Origin of the sequence: Nocardioides sp. J9 (assembly GCF_007829375.1) — a bacterium.
GTDB lineage: Bacteria > Actinomycetota > Actinomycetes > Propionibacteriales > Nocardioidaceae > Nocardioides.
In genome coordinates, this window is record NZ_VLJQ01000130.1 from 2,227 (window position 1) to 18,560 (window position 16,334).

Consider the following 16,334-nt stretch of genomic DNA (forward strand, 5'->3'; position numbering starts at 1 on the left):
GCCGCCGGCGGCCACGTCAGCACACGGCAGGGGACGGCGCGCGCCGGTGGGGCTAGGGTCGGACCATGGCCGAGACCGCCCGCACCACCCACGTCCTCGTCGACGGGGAGAACATCGACGCGACGCTGGGGACCTCGATCCTCGGCCGGCGGCCGCGGCCCGAGGAGCGCCCCCGCTGGGAGCGCCTCCTGCAGTTCGTCGAGCGACGCTGGGGCCAGCAGGCCAACGGCCTGTTCTTCCTCGCCGCCAACGCCGAGCTGCCGATGTCGTTCGTGCAGGCGCTGCTGGCGATCGGCTTCAAGCCGATCCCGCTGTCGGGCGGGCCCGGCCAGAAGGTCGTCGACATCGCCATCCAGCGCACCCTGGTCGCGCTCGCGGAGCGCGACGACGACGTGGTGCTGGTCAGCAACGACGGTGACTTCCTCGACCAGGTCGAGGACCTCCTCGACGACGAGCGCCGGGTCGGCCTCATGGGCTTCTCGGAGTTCCGCAACGCAGGCTTCGCCCAGCTGGCGTCGCGGGGCCTGGAGTTCTTCGACCTCGAGTACGACGTGAACGCGTTCAACGAGCGGCTGCCGCGCGTGCGGATCATCCCGATCGACGAGTTCGACCCGACCCAGTTCATCTGAGCCCGATGCGACTGCTGGTCCTGGGTGGCAACCGGTTCCTGTCCCGCGAGGTGGCGGCGGAGGCCGTGCGCCGCGGCCACGAGGTGGTCGCGGCCAACCGCGGCGTCTCCGGCGGCCTGCCCGACGGTGTGGCCGGCGTGCACTGGGACCGGGCCGGGGAGGCGCCGCCCGAGCTGGGCGCGGTCGGGCCCTACGACGCGGTCGTCGACGTCGCCCGCCAGCCCTCGCACGTGCGTAGCGCCCTCACCGCCTTCGCGGAGGTTCCCGGCGACCCGCACTGGGTGTTCGTGTCCACCATCTCGGTCTACGCCGACGACGCCGACCCGGCCGGGCCCGGCGCCGGCCGGSKGCGCGAGCCGGTCATCGACGACGTCGACCTCGCGACCGACCCCGACGCGTACGGCGGGATGAAGGTCGCCTGCGAGCGGCTGGTCCTCGACGCCCACCCGGACGCCGCGGTCGTGCGGCCCGGCCTGATCGTCGGGCCCGGCGACCCCAGCGGGCGGTTCACCTACTGGGCGGCGCGCTCGGAGGAGACCGGCCCCGTGCTCGCGCCCGGCGACCCCGCCGCGCCGGTGCAGGTCATCGACGTGCGCGACCTCGCCGCGTGGCTGGTCACCGTGGCCGAGCAGCGCACCGGCGGCACGTTCGACGCCGTCGGACCGGTGGTGCCCTTCGGCGACTTCCTCGGCGAGTGCCTCCCCGACGCCGACCTCGCCTGGGTCGACCAGGACTTCCTCCAGGCTGAGGGTGTCGAGCCGTGGGCCGGCCCCGACAGCATCCCGGTGTGGCTCCCCCGCCCTGAGTACGACGGCATGCTGGCCCACGACCAGCAGCCCGCCCTCGTCGCCGGGCTGGTCGTGCGCCCGCTCGCCGAGACCACCCGCGACACCCGCGCGTGGCTGGCCGCCGACCCGGCCGCGGTGGTCACCGGCATCGACCGGGCCCGGGAGGCCGGGCTGCTCGCGCGCTGGCGCGAGCGCTGACTTCGGGCTGCGGCCCGCCGTCACCTAGCCTCCTCGGGTGCCTCGCCCGTTCCGCATCGCCACCGCCAACATCAACGGCATCCGCGCCGCGCACCGCCGCGGCTTCGACGACTGGCTCGCGACCCGCGGCTGCGACGTCGTCACCCTGCAGGAGGTGCGCTGCCCGGTCGACGCGCTGCCGGAGGGCGCCTTCGGCGACTTCCACGCGGCGTACGACGCCGGCGAGCTCGCCGGGCGCAACGGGGTCGCCGTGCTGACCCGCCAGCCGCCGGCTGCCGTGCGGACCTGGTCGGTCACCGACCCCGACCGCCCCCTGCCGCGGGCGCTGCGCACGCACGCGACCGAGGGCCGCTACGTGGAGGTCGACCTGGCCGACGTACCCCTCACCGTCGCCAGCCTCTACCTGCCCAAGGGCGGGCTGCCGGCCCACCTGCAGGACCCGCGGCGGATGCGCGAGGCGCCGGACGGGGGCGCGAAGCACGCCCGCAAGATGAAGTTCATGGCCGGCTTCGCCCGCCACCTCGCCGCGTCGCGCAAGGCGGCTGCTGCGCAGGGCCGTGAGTTCCTGCTGACCGGCGACCTCAACATCGCGCACACCCGCCACGACGTGGCGAACTGGCGGCGCAGCAACCAGGTCGAGGGCTTCCTGCCCGAGGAGCGCGCGTGGCTCGACGCCCAGCTCAGCCCGCGCACCCTCGTCGACGTCGTGCGCCGGCTCAACCCGGACGTCGACGGGCCGTACTCGTGGTGGAGCTGGCTGGGCCGCGCCTACGAGAAGGACGCCGGCTGGCGCATCGACTACCACCTGGCCACCCCGCGACTCGCCCGCGCGGCGCAGGTCGCGGTCGTCGATCGCGAGCACCTCGGCGTGCGACTCAGCGACCACGCGCCGGTGGTCGTCGACTACGACCTCGACGCCCTGGCCTGACCGGACGGAGCCGGGAGGGTCAGGCCACGCCGCGCTCGCCGCGCACCGGCACCACCGCGACCGCGAGGAGCGGGAAGAGCGCCGCGAGGGCGAACGTCGTCCCGTAGCCGGAGGCCGTGATCGCCAGCCCCGCCAGCGGCGGCACCGCGACCGCGGCGACGTGCTGCGCGGTGTTCTGCAGCCCGAGCGCACGCCCGGACCAGTACGGCCCCGCCCGCTCGGCGACCGCGGTGAAGGCCAGCCCGTTGTCGGCGACGGTCACGGCCGACGCGACGACCAGCAGCACCACCGCCGCCGCAGCGACCGCGCCGGACGAGTCGGCGCCAGCTGCGGCGAGGCCGAGGAGCGCCATGGTCGCGGCCGCGACGACGGCGACCGCCCGCATCGGCCGCATCCGGCCGCCGACCCGGTCGGAGACCCAGCCGGCGGCGACGCGGGCTGCGGCGCCCGCGACCTGGGTGCCGGCGACGACCAGGCCGGCGACGCCCGGCGACCAGCCGAGGTCGGTCACCAGCCAGGTCAGGCCGAAGGTCCACACCAGGAACTGCGGCACGACCAGCAGCACCGACGCACCGTGCACGCGGGCCAGGAAGCCGTCCTGCCGGTAGGGGTTCGTGGCCGTGCCGGTCGCCACCCGCGGCGGCCGGGGCGGGTCGAGGACGACGAGCGCCACCAGGACCGCGCTGAGGGCCGTGGCTAGCGTCGGCACGAGCAGGGCCGGGCCGATGCCGTGGTGGTGGGCGATCACCGCGACCGTGCCCGCGGACAGGCCCACGCCGAGCGGCTGCCCCGTCTGCCGGATGCCCATCGCCAGCCCGCGCCGCTCCGGCGGGAACCAGCCGACGACCACCCGGCCGGAGGCGGAGTTGGTCGCCGCGGCGCCGACGCCGCCGACGGCCAGCGCGGCGGCCATCGGCCACGGGTCACCCGTCAGCGTGGCGGCCGCACCGCCGAGCGCGGCGATGACGAGACCGCCCAGGAGTGCGAACCGCTCGCCGCGGCGGTCGACGACCAGGCCCCACGCGACGAGCGAGACCATCATCCCGGTCATCGCCGCCGAGGCGACCAGGCCGGCCTCGGCCAGCGACATCCCGTAGCCGCCGTCGGCGACCGGCCGGTGCAGCTCGGGGATGAGGAAGCTCGGCGCCACGACCATCGCGGCGGACGCGGCCTGCCCGCCGGTGCTCACTGCCAGCATCGCCCAGCGCCGGGCGCCGGAGACCGTGCGGGTCGGCGCAGCCTCGGTCGCGGTCATCGTCCCAGTGAACCACCTGTCCGTCCAGCGAGACGAATCTGTCTCGCTGGGCGGATAACTCAGTCGCCGGACGGCACGATCGCCGAGATCACGGTCCCGTCCGCGCGCTGGATCCCGGCGGGGTACGGCGGCTCGCCGCCCAGCCGCGGACCCTGGTGCTCGAGCGCGACGGTCACCGGCGCGCCGGCGCCGACCTTGACCAGCTCCCCGCGCACGGACAGCGTGACCGGGCCGGTGCCCTCCTCGACGTACAGCTCCAGCTCCTCGGGCCGCACGGTCACCCGCAGCCGGGTGCCCTGGAGGGTGACCCGGTAGGTCAGCGACTCCCAGCCGTCGGGCAGCCGCGGGTCGATCTGCCACTGCTGGTCGCCCGCGCCGGAGCCGATGTCGCGGAAGCCGCCGAAACCGGACACCAGGGCGCTCCACACGCCGCCGGTCGAGGCGACGTGCACGCCGTCGGCGGTGTTGTTGTGCCGGTCCGCGAGGTCGACGAAGAGCGCCGCGACGAAGTAGCGCAGCGCGAGGTCGTGGTAGCCGACCTCGGCGGCGATGATCGACTGCACGACCGCCGACAGCGTCGAGTCACCGGTGGTGATCGGGTCGTAGTAGTCGAAGTCCGCCTTCTTCTGCTCCGCGGTGAACTCCTCGCCCTGCAGGAAGAGCGCCAGCACGACGTCGGCCTGCTTGAGCACCTGGAAGCGGTAGATCACCAGCGGGTGGTAGTTCAGCAGCAGCGGCCGCTTGTCGAGCGGGGTGTTCTCCAGGTCCCACATCTCGCGCTCGAGGAAGTGCGCGTCCTGCGGGTGGATGCCGAGGAACTCGTCGTAGGGGATGAACATCCCCTGCGCGCACTGCGCCCACTCCTCCGGCTCCTCCTCGGTCAGGCCGGTACGACGGACCAGCGCCTGGTAGGCGTCCGGGTCGTTGCGCTGCAGCTCCCACACCGCCCGGGCGGCGCGACGGAGGTTGAATCGCGCGAGGACGTTCGTGTAGAGGTTGTCGTTCACCACGGTCGTGTACTCGTCCGGCCCGGTGACGCCGTGGATGTGGAAGGTGCGCTTGTTCTCGTCGCGCCAGAAGCCGAGGTCGGCCCACATCCGCGCGGTCTCGACGAAGATGTCGACGGCCTCGCGGCTGAGGAACTCCTCGTCGCCGGTCGCCCCGACGTACTGGCTCAGGGCGTAGGCGATGTCCGCGTCGATGTGGTACTGCGCGGTGCCGGCGGCGTAGTAGGCCGACGCCTCGTGGCCGTTGATCGTGCGCCACGGGTAGAGCGCGCCCTTCTGCGACAGCTCGCGGGCGCGGTGGCGCGCGTTGCCCAACAGGGAGTAGCGGAAGCGCAGCGCGTTCCGGGCGGCCCACGGCAGCGTGTAGGTGAGGAACGGCATCACGTAGATCTCGGTGTCCCAGAAGTAGTGGCCGCCGTACCCCGAGCCGCTCACCCCCTTCGCCGCGATGCCCTGCCCCTCGGCGCGCGCCGACGCCTGGAGGATCGAGAAGATGTTCCAGCGGATCGCCTGCTGCAGCGCCGGGTGGCCGGGCACCTCGACGTCGGCGCGGGCCCAGAAGTCCGCCAGCCATGCCTCCTGGGCGGCGAACTGCTGCTCGACGCCCTCCTCGTGGGTGCGGTCCAGCGTGCGCTCGCAGCGGTCGATCAGCTCGCGCGGTGGCACCGTGGTGGCGGTGTGGAAGGACACCAGCTTGGTCAACCGCACCGGGACGTCGGGCTCGGCGGCGATCCGGTAGATCACCTTCGCCATGTCGTCCTCGGAGTGGACCTCCATGGAGTACGACGCCTCGGTCTCGAGCGTGTGGTCGGCGACGACCCCGAGGGTCATCCCGCTCTCCGCGGTACGGAAGCCGAGCTTGATCCGGCCGGTCTCGCGGTCGGCGCCGTGCAGGCGCGGCACCAGCACGCGGCGCTCGAACATCTCCGCCTTGCGCGGGTCGGCGCCGCCCTCGCCGGAGTCGTCGCCGGAGGCGTCGGCCTCCTCCTTCTCCATGTCCTGCCGGTTGATCAGCTGCGAGGAGATCGCCAGGGACGCCCGCTGGTCGAGCAGGGTGACCTCGAAGGTCAGCACGGCGAGGTGGCGCTGCTCGAGCGGCACCATGCGGGTGCTGCGGATCCGCACCCGCTTGCCGCCGGGCGTGCGCCACAGCAGGTCGCGGGTGAGCACACCGGTGCGGAAGTCGAGCGCGCGCTCGTACTCGATGAGGTCGGCGACCGACACCTGCAACGGCTCGTCGTCGACGTAGAGCCGGATCACCTTCGGGTCCGGGACGTTGACGATCGTCTGCCCGATACGGGCGAAGCCGTAGGCCTCCTCCGCGTGGGAGATCGGCCAGGTCTCGTGGAAGCCGTTGATGAACGAGCCGTCCAGGTGGGCGTCGCGGCTCTCGGAGTAGTTGCCGCGCAGGCCCAGGTAGCCGTTGCCGACGGTGAACAGCGACTCGGTCATGCCCAGGTCGGAGGAGTCGAAGCGGGTCTCGACCAGGCGCCACTCGTCGGCGGGGAAGCGGGTGCGGTCGAGCGGGTCGGTCAGCGGCGGCGCCTTGTGCGAGGGGCCCTCGAAGGCGTTCACGCGGCGTCTCCCGCCACCAGCTCGGCCAGGTCGGCGACCACCACGTCCGCACCCGCGTCGGTGAGCGCCTTCGCACCGGCGCCGCGGTCGACGCCGATCACCAGCCCGAAGTCCCCGGCCCGGCCGGCGGCGACGCCGTTGATCGCGTCCTCCAGAACCACCGACCGCGCGTTGGTCGCGCCGAGCGTCTCCGCGGCGTGGGCGAAGGTGTCAGGGGCCGGCTTGCCCGGCAGGCCCAGCTCGGCAGCCAGCCCGCCGTGCATGACGGTCGCGAAGTAGTGGCTCAGGCCAGCGGCCTCCAGCACCGCGGGGGCGTTGCGCGACGACGAGACGACCGCCATCGGCTTGCCCTGCGCGTGCAGCTGCTCGATCAGCCGCACCGAGCCGGGGTAGGCCGCCACACCCTCCGCGGCGAGCACGTCGTTGAACGCGTCGTTCTTGCGGTTGCCCAGCCCGCACACGGTCTCCGCGTCCGGCGGGTCGTCGGGCGTGCCCTCCGGGAGGCTGATCCCGCGGGACTCGAGGAAGGAGCGCACGCCGTCGTAGCGCGGCTTGCCGTCCACGTGGTCGAAGTAGTCCTGGTCGGTGTACGCCGGGTAGTCGACCCCGTCGCGCGCGGACTGCGCCGCGAGGAAGGCGGAGAACATCGCCGCCCAGGCGTGCATGTGCACCTCCGCCGTCGGCGTGACGACGCCGTCGAGGTCGAAGAGCACGGCGTCGTACTGGTCCCAGTCCACTGAGGTGTCAGGCACGGACTCAGGCTAACGGCACGGCGGGTGTCGACACGCGGTCGCGAAGGTGTGACGGAGGTGACCGGGTCCGGCGGCCGGGAGGTTCGGCGGGCGGTCGGGGAGGGTAAAGAAACCGGCGTCAGGGGGGCCGATGTCAACAATCGCATTCGAGGACGCGGGACGGCGTTCTACCGTGATGCGGTCCGACCGGCGCAGGGCAACACCGCCGGCTCGTCACTGGGGGATCGATGCAAGGTCTGCGTGCAACAACGCCTGACCGCTGGGGGCTGCCACGGCTGCCCGGCGACCTCGTCGTGCGCCGGCACGTCGAGCAGGCCCTCGACCAGTGGTCACCGATGACGCTCGTCGTCGCGCCGCAGGGAACCGGCCGGACGACGGCGCTCGCGTCCTGGCTCCGGGCCCGGCCGTCCGACGACCTCGCGGTCGCGTGGGTGGACGTCCTGCCCGGGGAGGACCCCGCCGAGGTCTGGCGCCGCGTCGCCGACGGCCTCGGGCTGCGGGTCCGGCGGCGCCGCGACCCGGTCGCGGCGCTGGGTCGCCTCTTGCGCACCGCGGGACGGGTCGTCGTCGTGCTCGAGGACGTGCCGGCGGACGACCAGGAGTTGCTCGTCTCGGCCGCCCGGCTCGCGCACCGGCACGACAACCTCTTCGTGCTCGCCACGACCCTGCGGGCGCCGTCGCTCCCGCTCCTCCACCCGCTCGTGGAGGTCACCGTCCTCGACCGTGACGACCTGCGGCTGCGCCCCGAGGAGGTGGTCGAGCTCGCGCGCCGGCGTGGGGTGGAGTGTGACGAGCTGGTGCAGTCCTGGCTGCGCCGGTACGACGGCTGGGCGGTGCTGGTCGACCGTGCCACCCGGGTCCTCGCCGAGCTCGGTGGCGACCCCTCCCTCAGCCGGGCCGCGACCCTCGAGGCCACCGCGGCGGCCCTCGACGACGAGGTCGCGAGCTGGCTGGTCGACCGCCTCGTGCCGGCAGAGCTCGAGCTGCTCACCCGGGCGTCGCACCTCGGCCGGCTCGACGCCCGGACCGTCGCGAGGATCGCCGACGACCCGGACCCGGCGCCGCTGGTCGGGCGGCTGGTCGAGCTCGGGATGCTGCGTGAGGTCGCGCGCGGCAACGAGGTCCTGCTCGAGGTCCCCGACGTGGTGCGCCCCGCCCTCCGCCTGGCCCCCTGCACCTGGGGTGCGCAGGAACGGCGGGCCCTCCAGCGCGAGCTGCTCGAGGAGGCCAGGCGGGAGGACCGGTGGCGCGAGGCGTTCCGCCAGGTGCTCGAGATGGACGACTCCGGCCTGCTCGTCGAGCTCTTCGAGGAGGCCTGGATGTTCGTGGCGTACGACGCCGCGCTGATGGCCCGCGTCCTCGAGGTGGTCGGCCGCGCCGGTGTCGGAGACCGGCCGACCGTCTCGATGGCGGCGACGGCGTACCGCGCCTGGGCGAAGGACGGTGCCGACTGGCCGGAGGGCATCGACACCGCCCGGCTGCTCGGCGGTGCCGGAGCGACGCCCCTCGGGCGCGCGGCGCGGGCGCTGGTCGAGATGGGTGACGCGCGGGTGTCCGGCCGGATCGGCGACGCCGCCGAGCTCGCGGAGTCGGCCGCCGAGCCGGCCTGCCGCGCGCTCGCCCGCGACGACAACCCCGCCGTGCTCGAGATGCTGCCCACCCTGTGGCTGCAGACCGGCATCACCTGGCTGCTGGCCGACGAGTGGTCCCGCGCCGTGGACTGCTTCCGCGAGGCCCGGCACTGGAGCTGCCACGACCCCTCCCACGCCGTCGCCGCCACCGCGGCCAGTGCCCTGGCCCTGGTCGCCGCCGTGACCGGTGACGCGGTCGGTGCGCGCCAGCACCTGGCCGACGCCACGACGGCGTCGGACGTCGTCGTGCCGCCCTGCCTGCAGGTCTTCCACGACCTCGCCCGGTTCGCCCTCGCCGTCGAGGAGATGCGCGAGCACGAGGCGCGGACCGTCGTCGACGGGCTCCGGCTGCGGACCGGGGGCGAGACGTGGCCCTTCGTCCTGCTCGCGGTGGCGGGCTACGAGCTGATGTGGGGCGACCCGTCCACCGTCCTGGTCGAGCTCGACCGGGCGCGCGAGCTGCACCCGGCCCACTGCCAGCCGGGCACCTGGGCCCACGTGGTGCTGGCCCAGCTCGAGGTCGACGCCCGCACGGCGGCCGGCCAGGGCACCCTGGCCCGGCGGGTGCTGGCCGAGGCGACGCAAGACGCCGACTGGGCCGTCGTACGACGGGCCCGGCTGGCCGCGCTCGAGGGTCGCCCCGAGGACGTGCTGGTCGAGGCGCTGTCCGAGGACGCCTGGCTGCGCCACCGGCTCGACCTCGCCCTGCTGCAGGCCGCCGCGCAGGCCGAGCTCGGCTGGTCCAGCCCGGGCCGGCCGCCGGGGGAGCGCGCGGCCCGGCTGCTGCGGCGGCACCGGTGCTGGTCGTCGGTGGCGCAGCTGCCCCCGCGGCTGCGCGAGCGGCTGGCCGACACCGTCGAGCTGGGCGACCTGCTCGGGTTCCGCGTCGGCGTGCCCACCGTGTTCCCGGACCAGGTCGAGGTGGTCACCCTCGCCGAGCACGAGCAGGTCGTCCTCGACTGCCTGGCGCGCGGGCTGAGCGTCGAGCAGACCGCCGCGGAGCTGGTCGTCCCGTCGAGCACGGTGCAGGACCAGGCGACTGCGCTCTACCGCAAGCTCGGTGCCGGCGGCCGGAAGGAGGCGCTGGCCCGGGCCCGGGCGCTCGGGCTGGTCGGTTCCGTCGCCTCCTGACGGGGGGCCGCCTCCGGTGGCCCGCCTGCGGTGGCCGACGAGACGCATCTCTCAGGATCAGGGTCGCCTCAGGGGACCCACCGATCTGCCAAGGGCTCCACGTTCTGGTGGAATACGACTCATGCGGCTCCCCTTCATCGGCTCGGTCATCGGGCCCGTGCTCGACCCGGTCCTCGGACCGGTCAAGCAGCGCGTGGGCATGTGGCTCCTGAACCGGACCATGCGCAACGGCATCGACCTGCGGAAGCTGCGCTTCCTGCCGGAGTCGGTCACGCTGCCGCTCAAGCGCGACGGCCTCGACCCGCTCCCCGAGATGAAGCGGGTGCAGGCCGAGCAGCCGGTGAAGAAGCYCSCGSAGCTCTTCGGCCGCGGCGTGTGGCTGGGCAGCGGGTACGACGCCGCCCGCGAGGTCCTCGCCGGCGGTGCCGAGACGTGGTCCAACGACCTCGGCCAGTTCGTCTCCCAGGAGGGACGCAGCGAGGAGGAGCAGATCGGCGGCCTCGGCATGACCGACCCGCCGCTGCACACCCAGCTGCGCAAGTACCTCACGCCCGAGTTCACGATGCGCCGCCTCGCCCGTCTCCAGCCGGGGATCGAGTCGATCGTGCAGCAGCGCCTCGACGCGATGGAGGCCGCCGGTCGCGACGGCCGTGCGGTCGACATGGTGCAGGAGTTCGCCTTCGCCGTACCGTTCGACGTCATCTGCGACCTCCTCGGCCTGCCGGTCGACGACCGCGCCCGCTTCCTCGAGCTCGGCGTCGCGCGCTTCGACCTCACCGAGGGCGGCGCCGGCGCGTTCGGGGCGGCCGCCCACACCCGTGAGTTCCTCATCAACGCGGTGCGCGAGCAGCGGGCCGACCCCGGTGACGGCCTGATCGGCGCGCTGCTGAAGGAGCACGGTGACGAGCTCGACGACGTCACGCTGGGCGGTATCGCCGACGGCGTCTTCCTCGGCGGCTACGAGACCTCCGCCAGCATGCTTGCGCTCGGCGCCTACCTCATCGCCACCACTCCGCAGGCCGGCGAGATGCTGCGCTCCGGCGACGGCGAGCAGGTCAACAAGGTGATCGAGGAGCTGCTGCGCCACCTGTGCGTGGTCCAGCTCGCGTTCCTGCGCTTCGCCAGGACCGACGTCGAGGTGGGCGGCGTGCGCATCAAGGAGGGCGACGCCGTCGGCGTCTCGCTCCTGGCCGCCAACCGCGACCCTGCGCTCGCCGAGGGCATCGACGAGTTCGACCCGTCCCGCGAGCCGACCCGGCACCTCGCCTTCGGCTGGGGCATGCACCGCTGCGTCGGTGCCGAGCTCGCCCGCATGGAGCTGCGCACCGCCCTGCGGATGCTCGCCGAGCGCTTCCCCGACCTCGCCATGGCCGCCGACATCGACGACCTCGAGTTCCGCAAGCTCTCCGCCGTGTACGGCGTCGAGGCGCTCCCCGTCCTCCTCGAGGGCGCCCGCGCCGAGATCTCCGCCTGACGCACCCCGTCGGTGCCCCCGACCCGGGGGTGCCGGCGTTCGTGCTCGTCCGGCGCGGCTCCTCGACTTGATGGATTGAAGACTTTTTCAAGTCTTGTCCTATGCTGGTCGGGCGGGCGCGCGCACCGGGCGTGCGCCGACCGAGCCGACGGGGGTCGACGATGGGCGTGCCGCTCTACCAGGCCAAGGCGGAGTTCTTCCGCACCCTCGGCCACCCCGCGCGTATCCGGATCCTCGAGCTGCTCGCCGAGCGCGACCACGCCGTGCACGAGCTGCTCGAGCAGATCGCCATCGAGCCGAGCAACCTGTCCCAGCAGCTCGCCGTGCTGCGTCGTACCTCCATGGTCGTGTCGCGACGCCAGGGTGGGCAGGTCGTCTACTCCATCAGCGTGCCCGAGGTGCGTGACCTGCTCCTCGCGGCGCGGACCATCCTCGTCGGACTCGCCGAGGCGCAGGCCGAGTTCGAGGACGACCTGATCGTCACGAGGGACTGATGGCCAGGCGCTCCCCGGTCCCGGGCGCCGTGTCCCTCGGCGCTGCCCGCCTGCTGCCGCGGCGTGACGACTGGACCCGGTCCCGCCCGGCCCGCGACCTGACCGCGGGCGTCATGGTGGCGCTCGTTGCGCTGCCGCTCGCGCTCGGCTTCGGCGCCAGCTCCGGGGTGGGTGCCGGGGCGGGCGTCGTGACCGCGATCGTGGCTGGCGCGGTGGCCGCCGTGTTCGGCGGGAGCCACGTCCAGGTCAGCGGCCCGACCGGGGCGATGACGGTGGTGCTCGTCCCGATCGTCGCCGACCACGGCCCCGACGGCGTCCTGGTGGTCGGCCTGCTCGCCGGCCTCCTGCTCCTCGGCCTGGCGCTCAGCGGCGCCGGCCGCGCGGTCCGCTACATCCCGGTGCCGGTGATCGAGGGGTTCACCGTCGGCATCGCTGCGATCATCGCGCTCCAGCAGTTGCCCTCGGCGCTCGGCGTGGACGTCCACGCCGAGAAGGTGCTGGTGCTCGCCGTCGAGGCCGGCCGGGCGTGGCTGGAGGAGCCGCACCCGGGCGCCGTGGCGGCCCCCCGCGCGTCGAGCCCGACGTCGTGGCGGTGATCCTGCTCGGGGCGCGGGTCCGCCCCGGCTTCCCGTTCGCACTGCTGGCCGTGGCCGGCGCGACGGTGCTCAACGTCGTCGTCCGCGACGCCGGCGACGGGGACCCGGGCGGCGGCCTGGCCACGATCGGGCACCTGCCCTCCGGCCTGCCGGCACCGCACCTGCCCGCCGTCCCGTGGGCGCACCTCGACTCGCTCCTCCTCGCCGCGGTGGCGGTGGCCGCCCTCGGCGCCCTGGAGAGCCTGCTCTCGGCGAGCGTGGCCGACGCGATGACCGTCGGTGAGCGGCACGAGCCGGACCGCGAGCTCCTCGGCCAGGGCCTGGCCAACGTCGCGAGCCCGCTGTTCGGCGGCCTCCCCGCCACCGCCGCGATCGCGCGGACCGCGGTCAACGTGCGCGCCGGGGCGACGTCACGGCTGGCCGCGCTCGTGCACGCGCTGGTGCTGCTGGCGGTCGTCCTCGTCGGGGCCCGCTGGGTCGCCGAGATCCCGATGGCCGCGCTGGCGGGCGTGCTGGTCGCCACCGCCGTGCAGATGGTCCGGGTGTCCAGCCTGTCGGCCCTGGTCCGCTCCACCCGCGGCGACGCCGCCACCCTGGTCGTGACCGCCGTCGCGACCGTCGCGCTCGACCTGGTCGCCGCCGTCCTCGTGGGCCTGGTCGCAGCCGGGTTCTTCGCCCTCCGCCAGACGGCCCGCACCGCGCGGCTGGAGGAGATCTCGCTCGACGACGCGGCCGACCGCGGCGGGCCGGGCGACCGCAGCGACCACCTGGAGGAGGAGCGGCGGCTTCTCGACGAGCAGGTCGTCGCCTACCGCATCGACGGCCCGCTCTTCTTCGCAGCGGCCCACGACTTCCTGCTCGAGCTCGCCGAGGTCAGCCGGGTCCGCGTGGTCGTGCTCCGGATGTCGCACGTCACCACGATCGACGCCACCGGTGCCCACGTGCTCGCCGACGTCATCGGTCGACTCGAGCGCCGTGGTGTCACCGTCCTGCTCTCCGGGGTCCGTCCGCAGCACCGCGCGGTCCTCGAGCAGCTGGGCGTCCTGGATGGCCTCGCCCACGAGCGCCACCTCTTCGCCACCACGCCGGAGGCGATCGCCCACGCCCGTGACCACGCCGCCCGGACCGCCCACGGGTGAGCGGGCCGGACGGCGCGGTCGCGGCGTCTACCTGCCGGCGGAGAGGCGGTACTGCCGCACCGAGAGCGGGGCGAAGACGGCGATGATGAGGACGACCCAGATCAGCGTGTAGGCGACCGGGTGCTGCAGCGACCAGGCGTCGGAGCCGGGCCCGACGCCGGTGTTGCCGAACAGGTCGCGGCTGGCCTGGGTGACCGCGGAGACCGGGTTCCACTCCACCACCGGCTTGAGGAAGCTGTTGAACGACGAGGTCGGCACGAAGGCGTTCGAGATGAACGTCAGCGGCATGATCACGATGAACGACGCGTTGTTGATGACCTCGACGCTCGGCACCATCAGGCCGACCATCGCCATCACCCAGCTGATCGCGTAGCCGAAGAGCAGCAGCAGGGCGAAGCCGACGAGGGCGTCGAGGAAGCCTTCGCGGATCCGCCAGCCGACGATGAGCCCGGTGAGCGCCATGATGATGAGCGACAGCACGTTGTAGACCACGTCGGACGCCGTACGGCCGACGAGGACGGCGGAGTTGGACATCGGCAGCGACCGGAAGCGGTCGATGATGCCCTTCTGCATGTCCTCGGCCAGGCCGGCGCCGGTGAAGGTCGCGCCGAACACGATGGTCTGGCCGAAGATGCCGGCGATCAGCCACTCGCGGTAGTTGACGCCGGGCGTCTCGATCGCGCCGCCGAAGACGTAGGCGAACAGCAGCACGAACATGATCGGGCTGATCAGGACGAAGACCAGGATCTCCGGGACCCGGACGATCTTGATCAGGTTGCGCTGGGCGACGACCCAGCCGTCGTTGAGGGACTGGGCGATCGTGCTCACTGCTGGGCCTCCGTCTGCTCGGTGGTGCTCTCGTGCCCGGTCAGGGTCAGGAAGACGTCGTCGAGGGTCGGCCGGCGCAGGCCGACGTCGAGGACCTTGACCGCCTCGCGCTCGAAGGCCTGCAGCACGCGGAGCAGGTCACCCGCGGCCTCGTCGCCGACGGCGGCCTTCAGTTCGCGCCCACCCGCCTCGACCTGGACCTCGCCGACCGCGACCTGGTTGAGGACGCGCGCGGCGGCGTCGGAGTCGGCCGGGCTGGACAGCACGACCTCGATCCGCTGGCCGCCGGTCTGCGCCTTGAGCTCGTCGGCGGTCCCGTGCGCGATCTCGCGGCCGTGGTCGATGACCACGATGTCGTCGGCGAGCACGTCGGCCTCCTCGAGGTACTGCGTCGTCAGCAGCAGCGTCGCGCCGTCGGCGACCAGCTCGCGGATGACGTCCCACATCAGCTGCCGGCTGCGCGGGTCGAGCCCGGTGGTCGGCTCGTCGAGCACGATCACCGGCGGCGCCGCGACCAGCGCGCACGCCAGGTCGAGGCGTCGGCGCTGGCCGCCGGAGTAGGTCTTCGTGGGCCGGCCGGCGAACTCGGTGAGGTCGAACCGCTCGAGAAGCTCCTGCGCCCGGGCCTTCGAGCGCTGGCGGCCGAGGTGGTAAAGCCGGCCGATCATGACGAGGTTCTCGGCCGCGGTGAGGTGCTCGTCGACGGCGGCGTACTGCCCCGACAGGCCGATCTTCGCCTTGGCGGTGGCCGGGTCGGCCACCACGTCGATCCCGGCCACGCGGGCCGTGCCCGCGTCGGGCTTCAGCAGCGTGGTCAGGCAGCGCACGGCCGTGGTCTTGCCCGCTCCGTTAGGCCCGAGCAGGGCCAGCACCTTGCCCTCTGGCACCGCCAGGTCGAGGCCGGCGAGGGCCTCGACGTCCTTGTAGCGCTTGACCAGACCGGTCGCGCTGATCATCGGTTCGCTCATGACTGTCCCTACGTCTCCTCTTCGTGATCCCCGTGTCGAACACTAGGGACCGCCACCGACATCGGAACTCATCGCCGGCTCCGGTCCGGGTACCGGGGATGTGCCGCACCCCGCTCCCCCTGCGCCGCCCGCTCCCGGGGGAAGGCAAGGCTTGCTTTTCTGGAATGAATCAAGAAAAGCGGGGTACTGTGGAGACATCGCATCCGACGAAAGGAAGCAGAACCGATGACGACCACCGCAACCCGCCACCGCGCCGAGCGGCACGTCTCGCACCCCGCCTACCGCGCCGACGAGACCGTCGCTGGCCACCTCCAGCAGCTCCTCGTCGACCTCAGCGACCTCGCGATCCAGGGCAAGCAGGCCCACTGGAACATCGTGGGCCCGAACTTCCGGGACCTGCACCTCCAGCTCGACGAGATCGTCGACGCCGCCCGTGCCTTCGCCGACGACGTCGCCGAGCGCATGCGTGCCCTCTACGTCGTCCCGGACGGCACCTCCGCCCGGATCGCTGCGCAGAGCAGCCTGCCGGCCTTCCCGCAGGGCGAGGTCCTGACCGGCGACGCGATCGACGCGATCGTGGCGTCCCTCTACGCCGTGTGCGGCACGGCTCGTCGCATCCACGACGACGTCGACGCCGCCGACCCGACGACCGCCGACCTGCTGCACACCATCCTCGAGCGCCTCGAGCAGCTCGCCTGGCTCACCGACGCCGAGCGTCGCGTCCCGGGCGCCTCGGTGCCCGAGGCCATCCGCGCCTGACGCCCGTCAGCGCTCCCAGCGGCTGACCCGCCCGCCCCGGACCTCCACCCGGTCCGGCGGGCGGGGCATAGCGCCGGGCCGAGCGTTGCTCCCGGTGGCTGAGGCGCGACGAGCGCCAGCGAGGAGCCTCGAAACCTCCGGGCCTTGATGGCGGGCTGTCGCGAGCTCAGTACGGCGGGCGC

14 protein-coding genes are annotated in these 16,334 nt (G+C 73.6%); 9 read left to right on the plus strand and 5 right to left on the minus strand.

All coding sequences use genetic code 11. From position 1 onward, the window contains the following. Positions 1–65 precede the first annotated feature (65 nt). From L615_RS21535 to L615_RS21545, 3 genes are read left to right on the plus strand one after another with little or no spacing between them, the layout of a single operon-like run. Complete coding sequence (locus L615_RS21535) at positions 66–629, plus strand: NYN domain-containing protein (protein ID WP_028657173.1); 564 nt, start codon at positions 66–68, stop codon at positions 627–629. Between the two features lie 5 nt (positions 630–634). Continuing rightward, positions 635–1,615: an NAD-dependent epimerase/dehydratase family protein gene (locus L615_RS21540; protein ID WP_145726427.1), complete on the plus strand. Its 981-nt coding sequence runs from the start codon at positions 635–637 to the stop codon at positions 1,613–1,615. A 37-nt stretch (positions 1,616–1,652) separates the two neighbouring features. Continuing rightward, positions 1,653–2,543, plus strand: a complete 891-nt coding sequence (locus tag L615_RS21545) for an exodeoxyribonuclease III (protein ID WP_028657171.1) — start codon at positions 1,653–1,655, stop codon at positions 2,541–2,543. A gap of 19 nt (positions 2,544–2,562) precedes the next feature. Here the strand turns inward: L615_RS21545 and L615_RS21550 are convergent, their stop codons facing one another. From L615_RS21550 to L615_RS21560, 3 genes are read right to left on the minus strand one after another with little or no spacing between them, the layout of a single operon-like run. Further along, entirely contained in the window at positions 2,563–3,798 is a 1,236-nt protein-coding gene (locus L615_RS21550; RefSeq protein ID WP_028657170.1) for an MFS transporter, read from the minus strand. A gap of 59 nt (positions 3,799–3,857) precedes the next feature. After that, positions 3,858–6,380 carry a glycoside hydrolase family 65 protein gene (locus L615_RS21555; protein ID WP_084255599.1) on the minus strand — a complete coding sequence of 841 codons (2,523 nt, stop codon included), beginning with the start codon at positions 6,378–6,380 and terminating at the stop codon, positions 3,858–3,860. Next, positions 6,377–7,132: an HAD family phosphatase gene (locus tag L615_RS21560; RefSeq protein WP_232221860.1), complete on the minus strand. Its 756-nt coding sequence runs from the start codon at positions 7,130–7,132 to the stop codon at positions 6,377–6,379. Before L615_RS21560 ends, L615_RS21555 begins: the two co-directional genes overlap by 4 nt. A 227-nt stretch (positions 7,133–7,359) precedes the next feature. Between L615_RS21560 and L615_RS21565 the strand changes: the two genes are divergently transcribed. The 5 genes from L615_RS21565 to L615_RS21580 all read left to right on the plus strand — a co-directional run bounded on the left by L615_RS21565 (position 7,360) and on the right by L615_RS21580 (position 13,597). Further along, the gene (locus L615_RS21565) at positions 7,360–9,894 is read left to right on the plus strand and encodes a LuxR family transcriptional regulator (RefSeq protein WP_145726428.1); all 2,535 of its coding nucleotides are present in this window, start codon (positions 7,360–7,362) and stop codon (positions 9,892–9,894) included. Positions 9,895–10,015: 121 nt separating this feature from the next. After that, complete coding sequence (locus tag L615_RS21570) at positions 10,016–11,368, plus strand: cytochrome P450 (RefSeq protein ID WP_261376806.1); 1,353 nt, start codon at positions 10,016–10,018, stop codon at positions 11,366–11,368. 161 nt (positions 11,369–11,529) lie between these two features. Beyond that, the gene (locus L615_RS21575) at positions 11,530–11,862 is read left to right on the plus strand and encodes a metalloregulator ArsR/SmtB family transcription factor (RefSeq protein WP_028657165.1); all 333 of its coding nucleotides are present in this window, start codon (positions 11,530–11,532) and stop codon (positions 11,860–11,862) included. Then, positions 11,862–12,458, plus strand: coding sequence for a SulP family inorganic anion transporter (locus L615_RS23915; RefSeq protein ID WP_222430654.1), 597 nt, complete (start codon positions 11,862–11,864; stop codon positions 12,456–12,458). The genes L615_RS21575 and L615_RS23915 overlap by 1 nt, the downstream gene beginning before the upstream one ends. Further along, the gene (locus L615_RS21580; RefSeq protein WP_222430655.1) at positions 12,449–13,597 is read left to right on the plus strand and encodes a SulP family inorganic anion transporter; all 1,149 of its coding nucleotides are present in this window, start codon (positions 12,449–12,451) and stop codon (positions 13,595–13,597) included. Before L615_RS23915 ends, L615_RS21580 begins: the two co-directional genes overlap by 10 nt. A 27-nt stretch (positions 13,598–13,624) precedes the next feature. Here L615_RS21580 and L615_RS21585 read toward each other — a convergent pair whose 3' ends face one another. Together L615_RS21585 and L615_RS21590 are read right to left on the minus strand one after the other, a co-directional pair. Then, the gene (locus L615_RS21585; protein ID WP_028657163.1) at positions 13,625–14,425 is read right to left on the minus strand and encodes an ABC transporter permease; all 801 of its coding nucleotides are present in this window, start codon (positions 14,423–14,425) and stop codon (positions 13,625–13,627) included. Continuing rightward, the gene (locus L615_RS21590) at positions 14,422–15,393 is read right to left on the minus strand and encodes a daunorubicin resistance protein DrrA family ABC transporter ATP-binding protein (RefSeq protein WP_036519273.1); all 972 of its coding nucleotides are present in this window, start codon (positions 15,391–15,393) and stop codon (positions 14,422–14,424) included. Before L615_RS21590 ends, L615_RS21585 begins: the two co-directional genes overlap by 4 nt. 225 nt (positions 15,394–15,618) lie before the next feature. Here L615_RS21590 and L615_RS21595 point away from each other — a divergent pair, with 225 nt between their 5' ends. Continuing rightward, the gene (locus L615_RS21595) at positions 15,619–16,152 is read left to right on the plus strand and encodes a Dps family protein (RefSeq protein WP_145726429.1); all 534 of its coding nucleotides are present in this window, start codon (positions 15,619–15,621) and stop codon (positions 16,150–16,152) included. Positions 16,153–16,334: the final 182 nt, after the last annotated feature.

Bases quoted from the DNA above. Each gene is read 5' to 3' on its own strand.
- L615_RS21535 (WP_028657173.1), top strand. From the start codon at position 66: ATGGCCGAGACCGCCCGCACCACCCACGTCCTCGTCGACGGGGAGAAC.
- L615_RS21550 (WP_028657170.1), bottom strand. From the start codon at position 3,798: ATGACCGCGACCGAGGCTGCGCCGACCCGCACGGTCTCCGGCGCCCGG.
- L615_RS21565 (WP_145726428.1), top strand. From the start codon at position 7,360: ATGCAAGGTCTGCGTGCAACAACGCCTGACCGCTGGGGGCTGCCACGG.
- L615_RS21575 (WP_028657165.1), top strand. From the start codon at position 11,530: ATGGGCGTGCCGCTCTACCAGGCCAAGGCGGAGTTCTTCCGCACCCTC.
- L615_RS23915 (WP_222430654.1), top strand. From the start codon at position 11,862: ATGGCCAGGCGCTCCCCGGTCCCGGGCGCCGTGTCCCTCGGCGCTGCC.
- L615_RS21590 (WP_036519273.1), bottom strand. From the start codon at position 15,393: ATGAGCGAACCGATGATCAGCGCGACCGGTCTGGTCAAGCGCTACAAG.
- L615_RS21595 (WP_145726429.1), top strand. From the start codon at position 15,619: ATGACGACCACCGCAACCCGCCACCGCGCCGAGCGGCACGTCTCGCAC.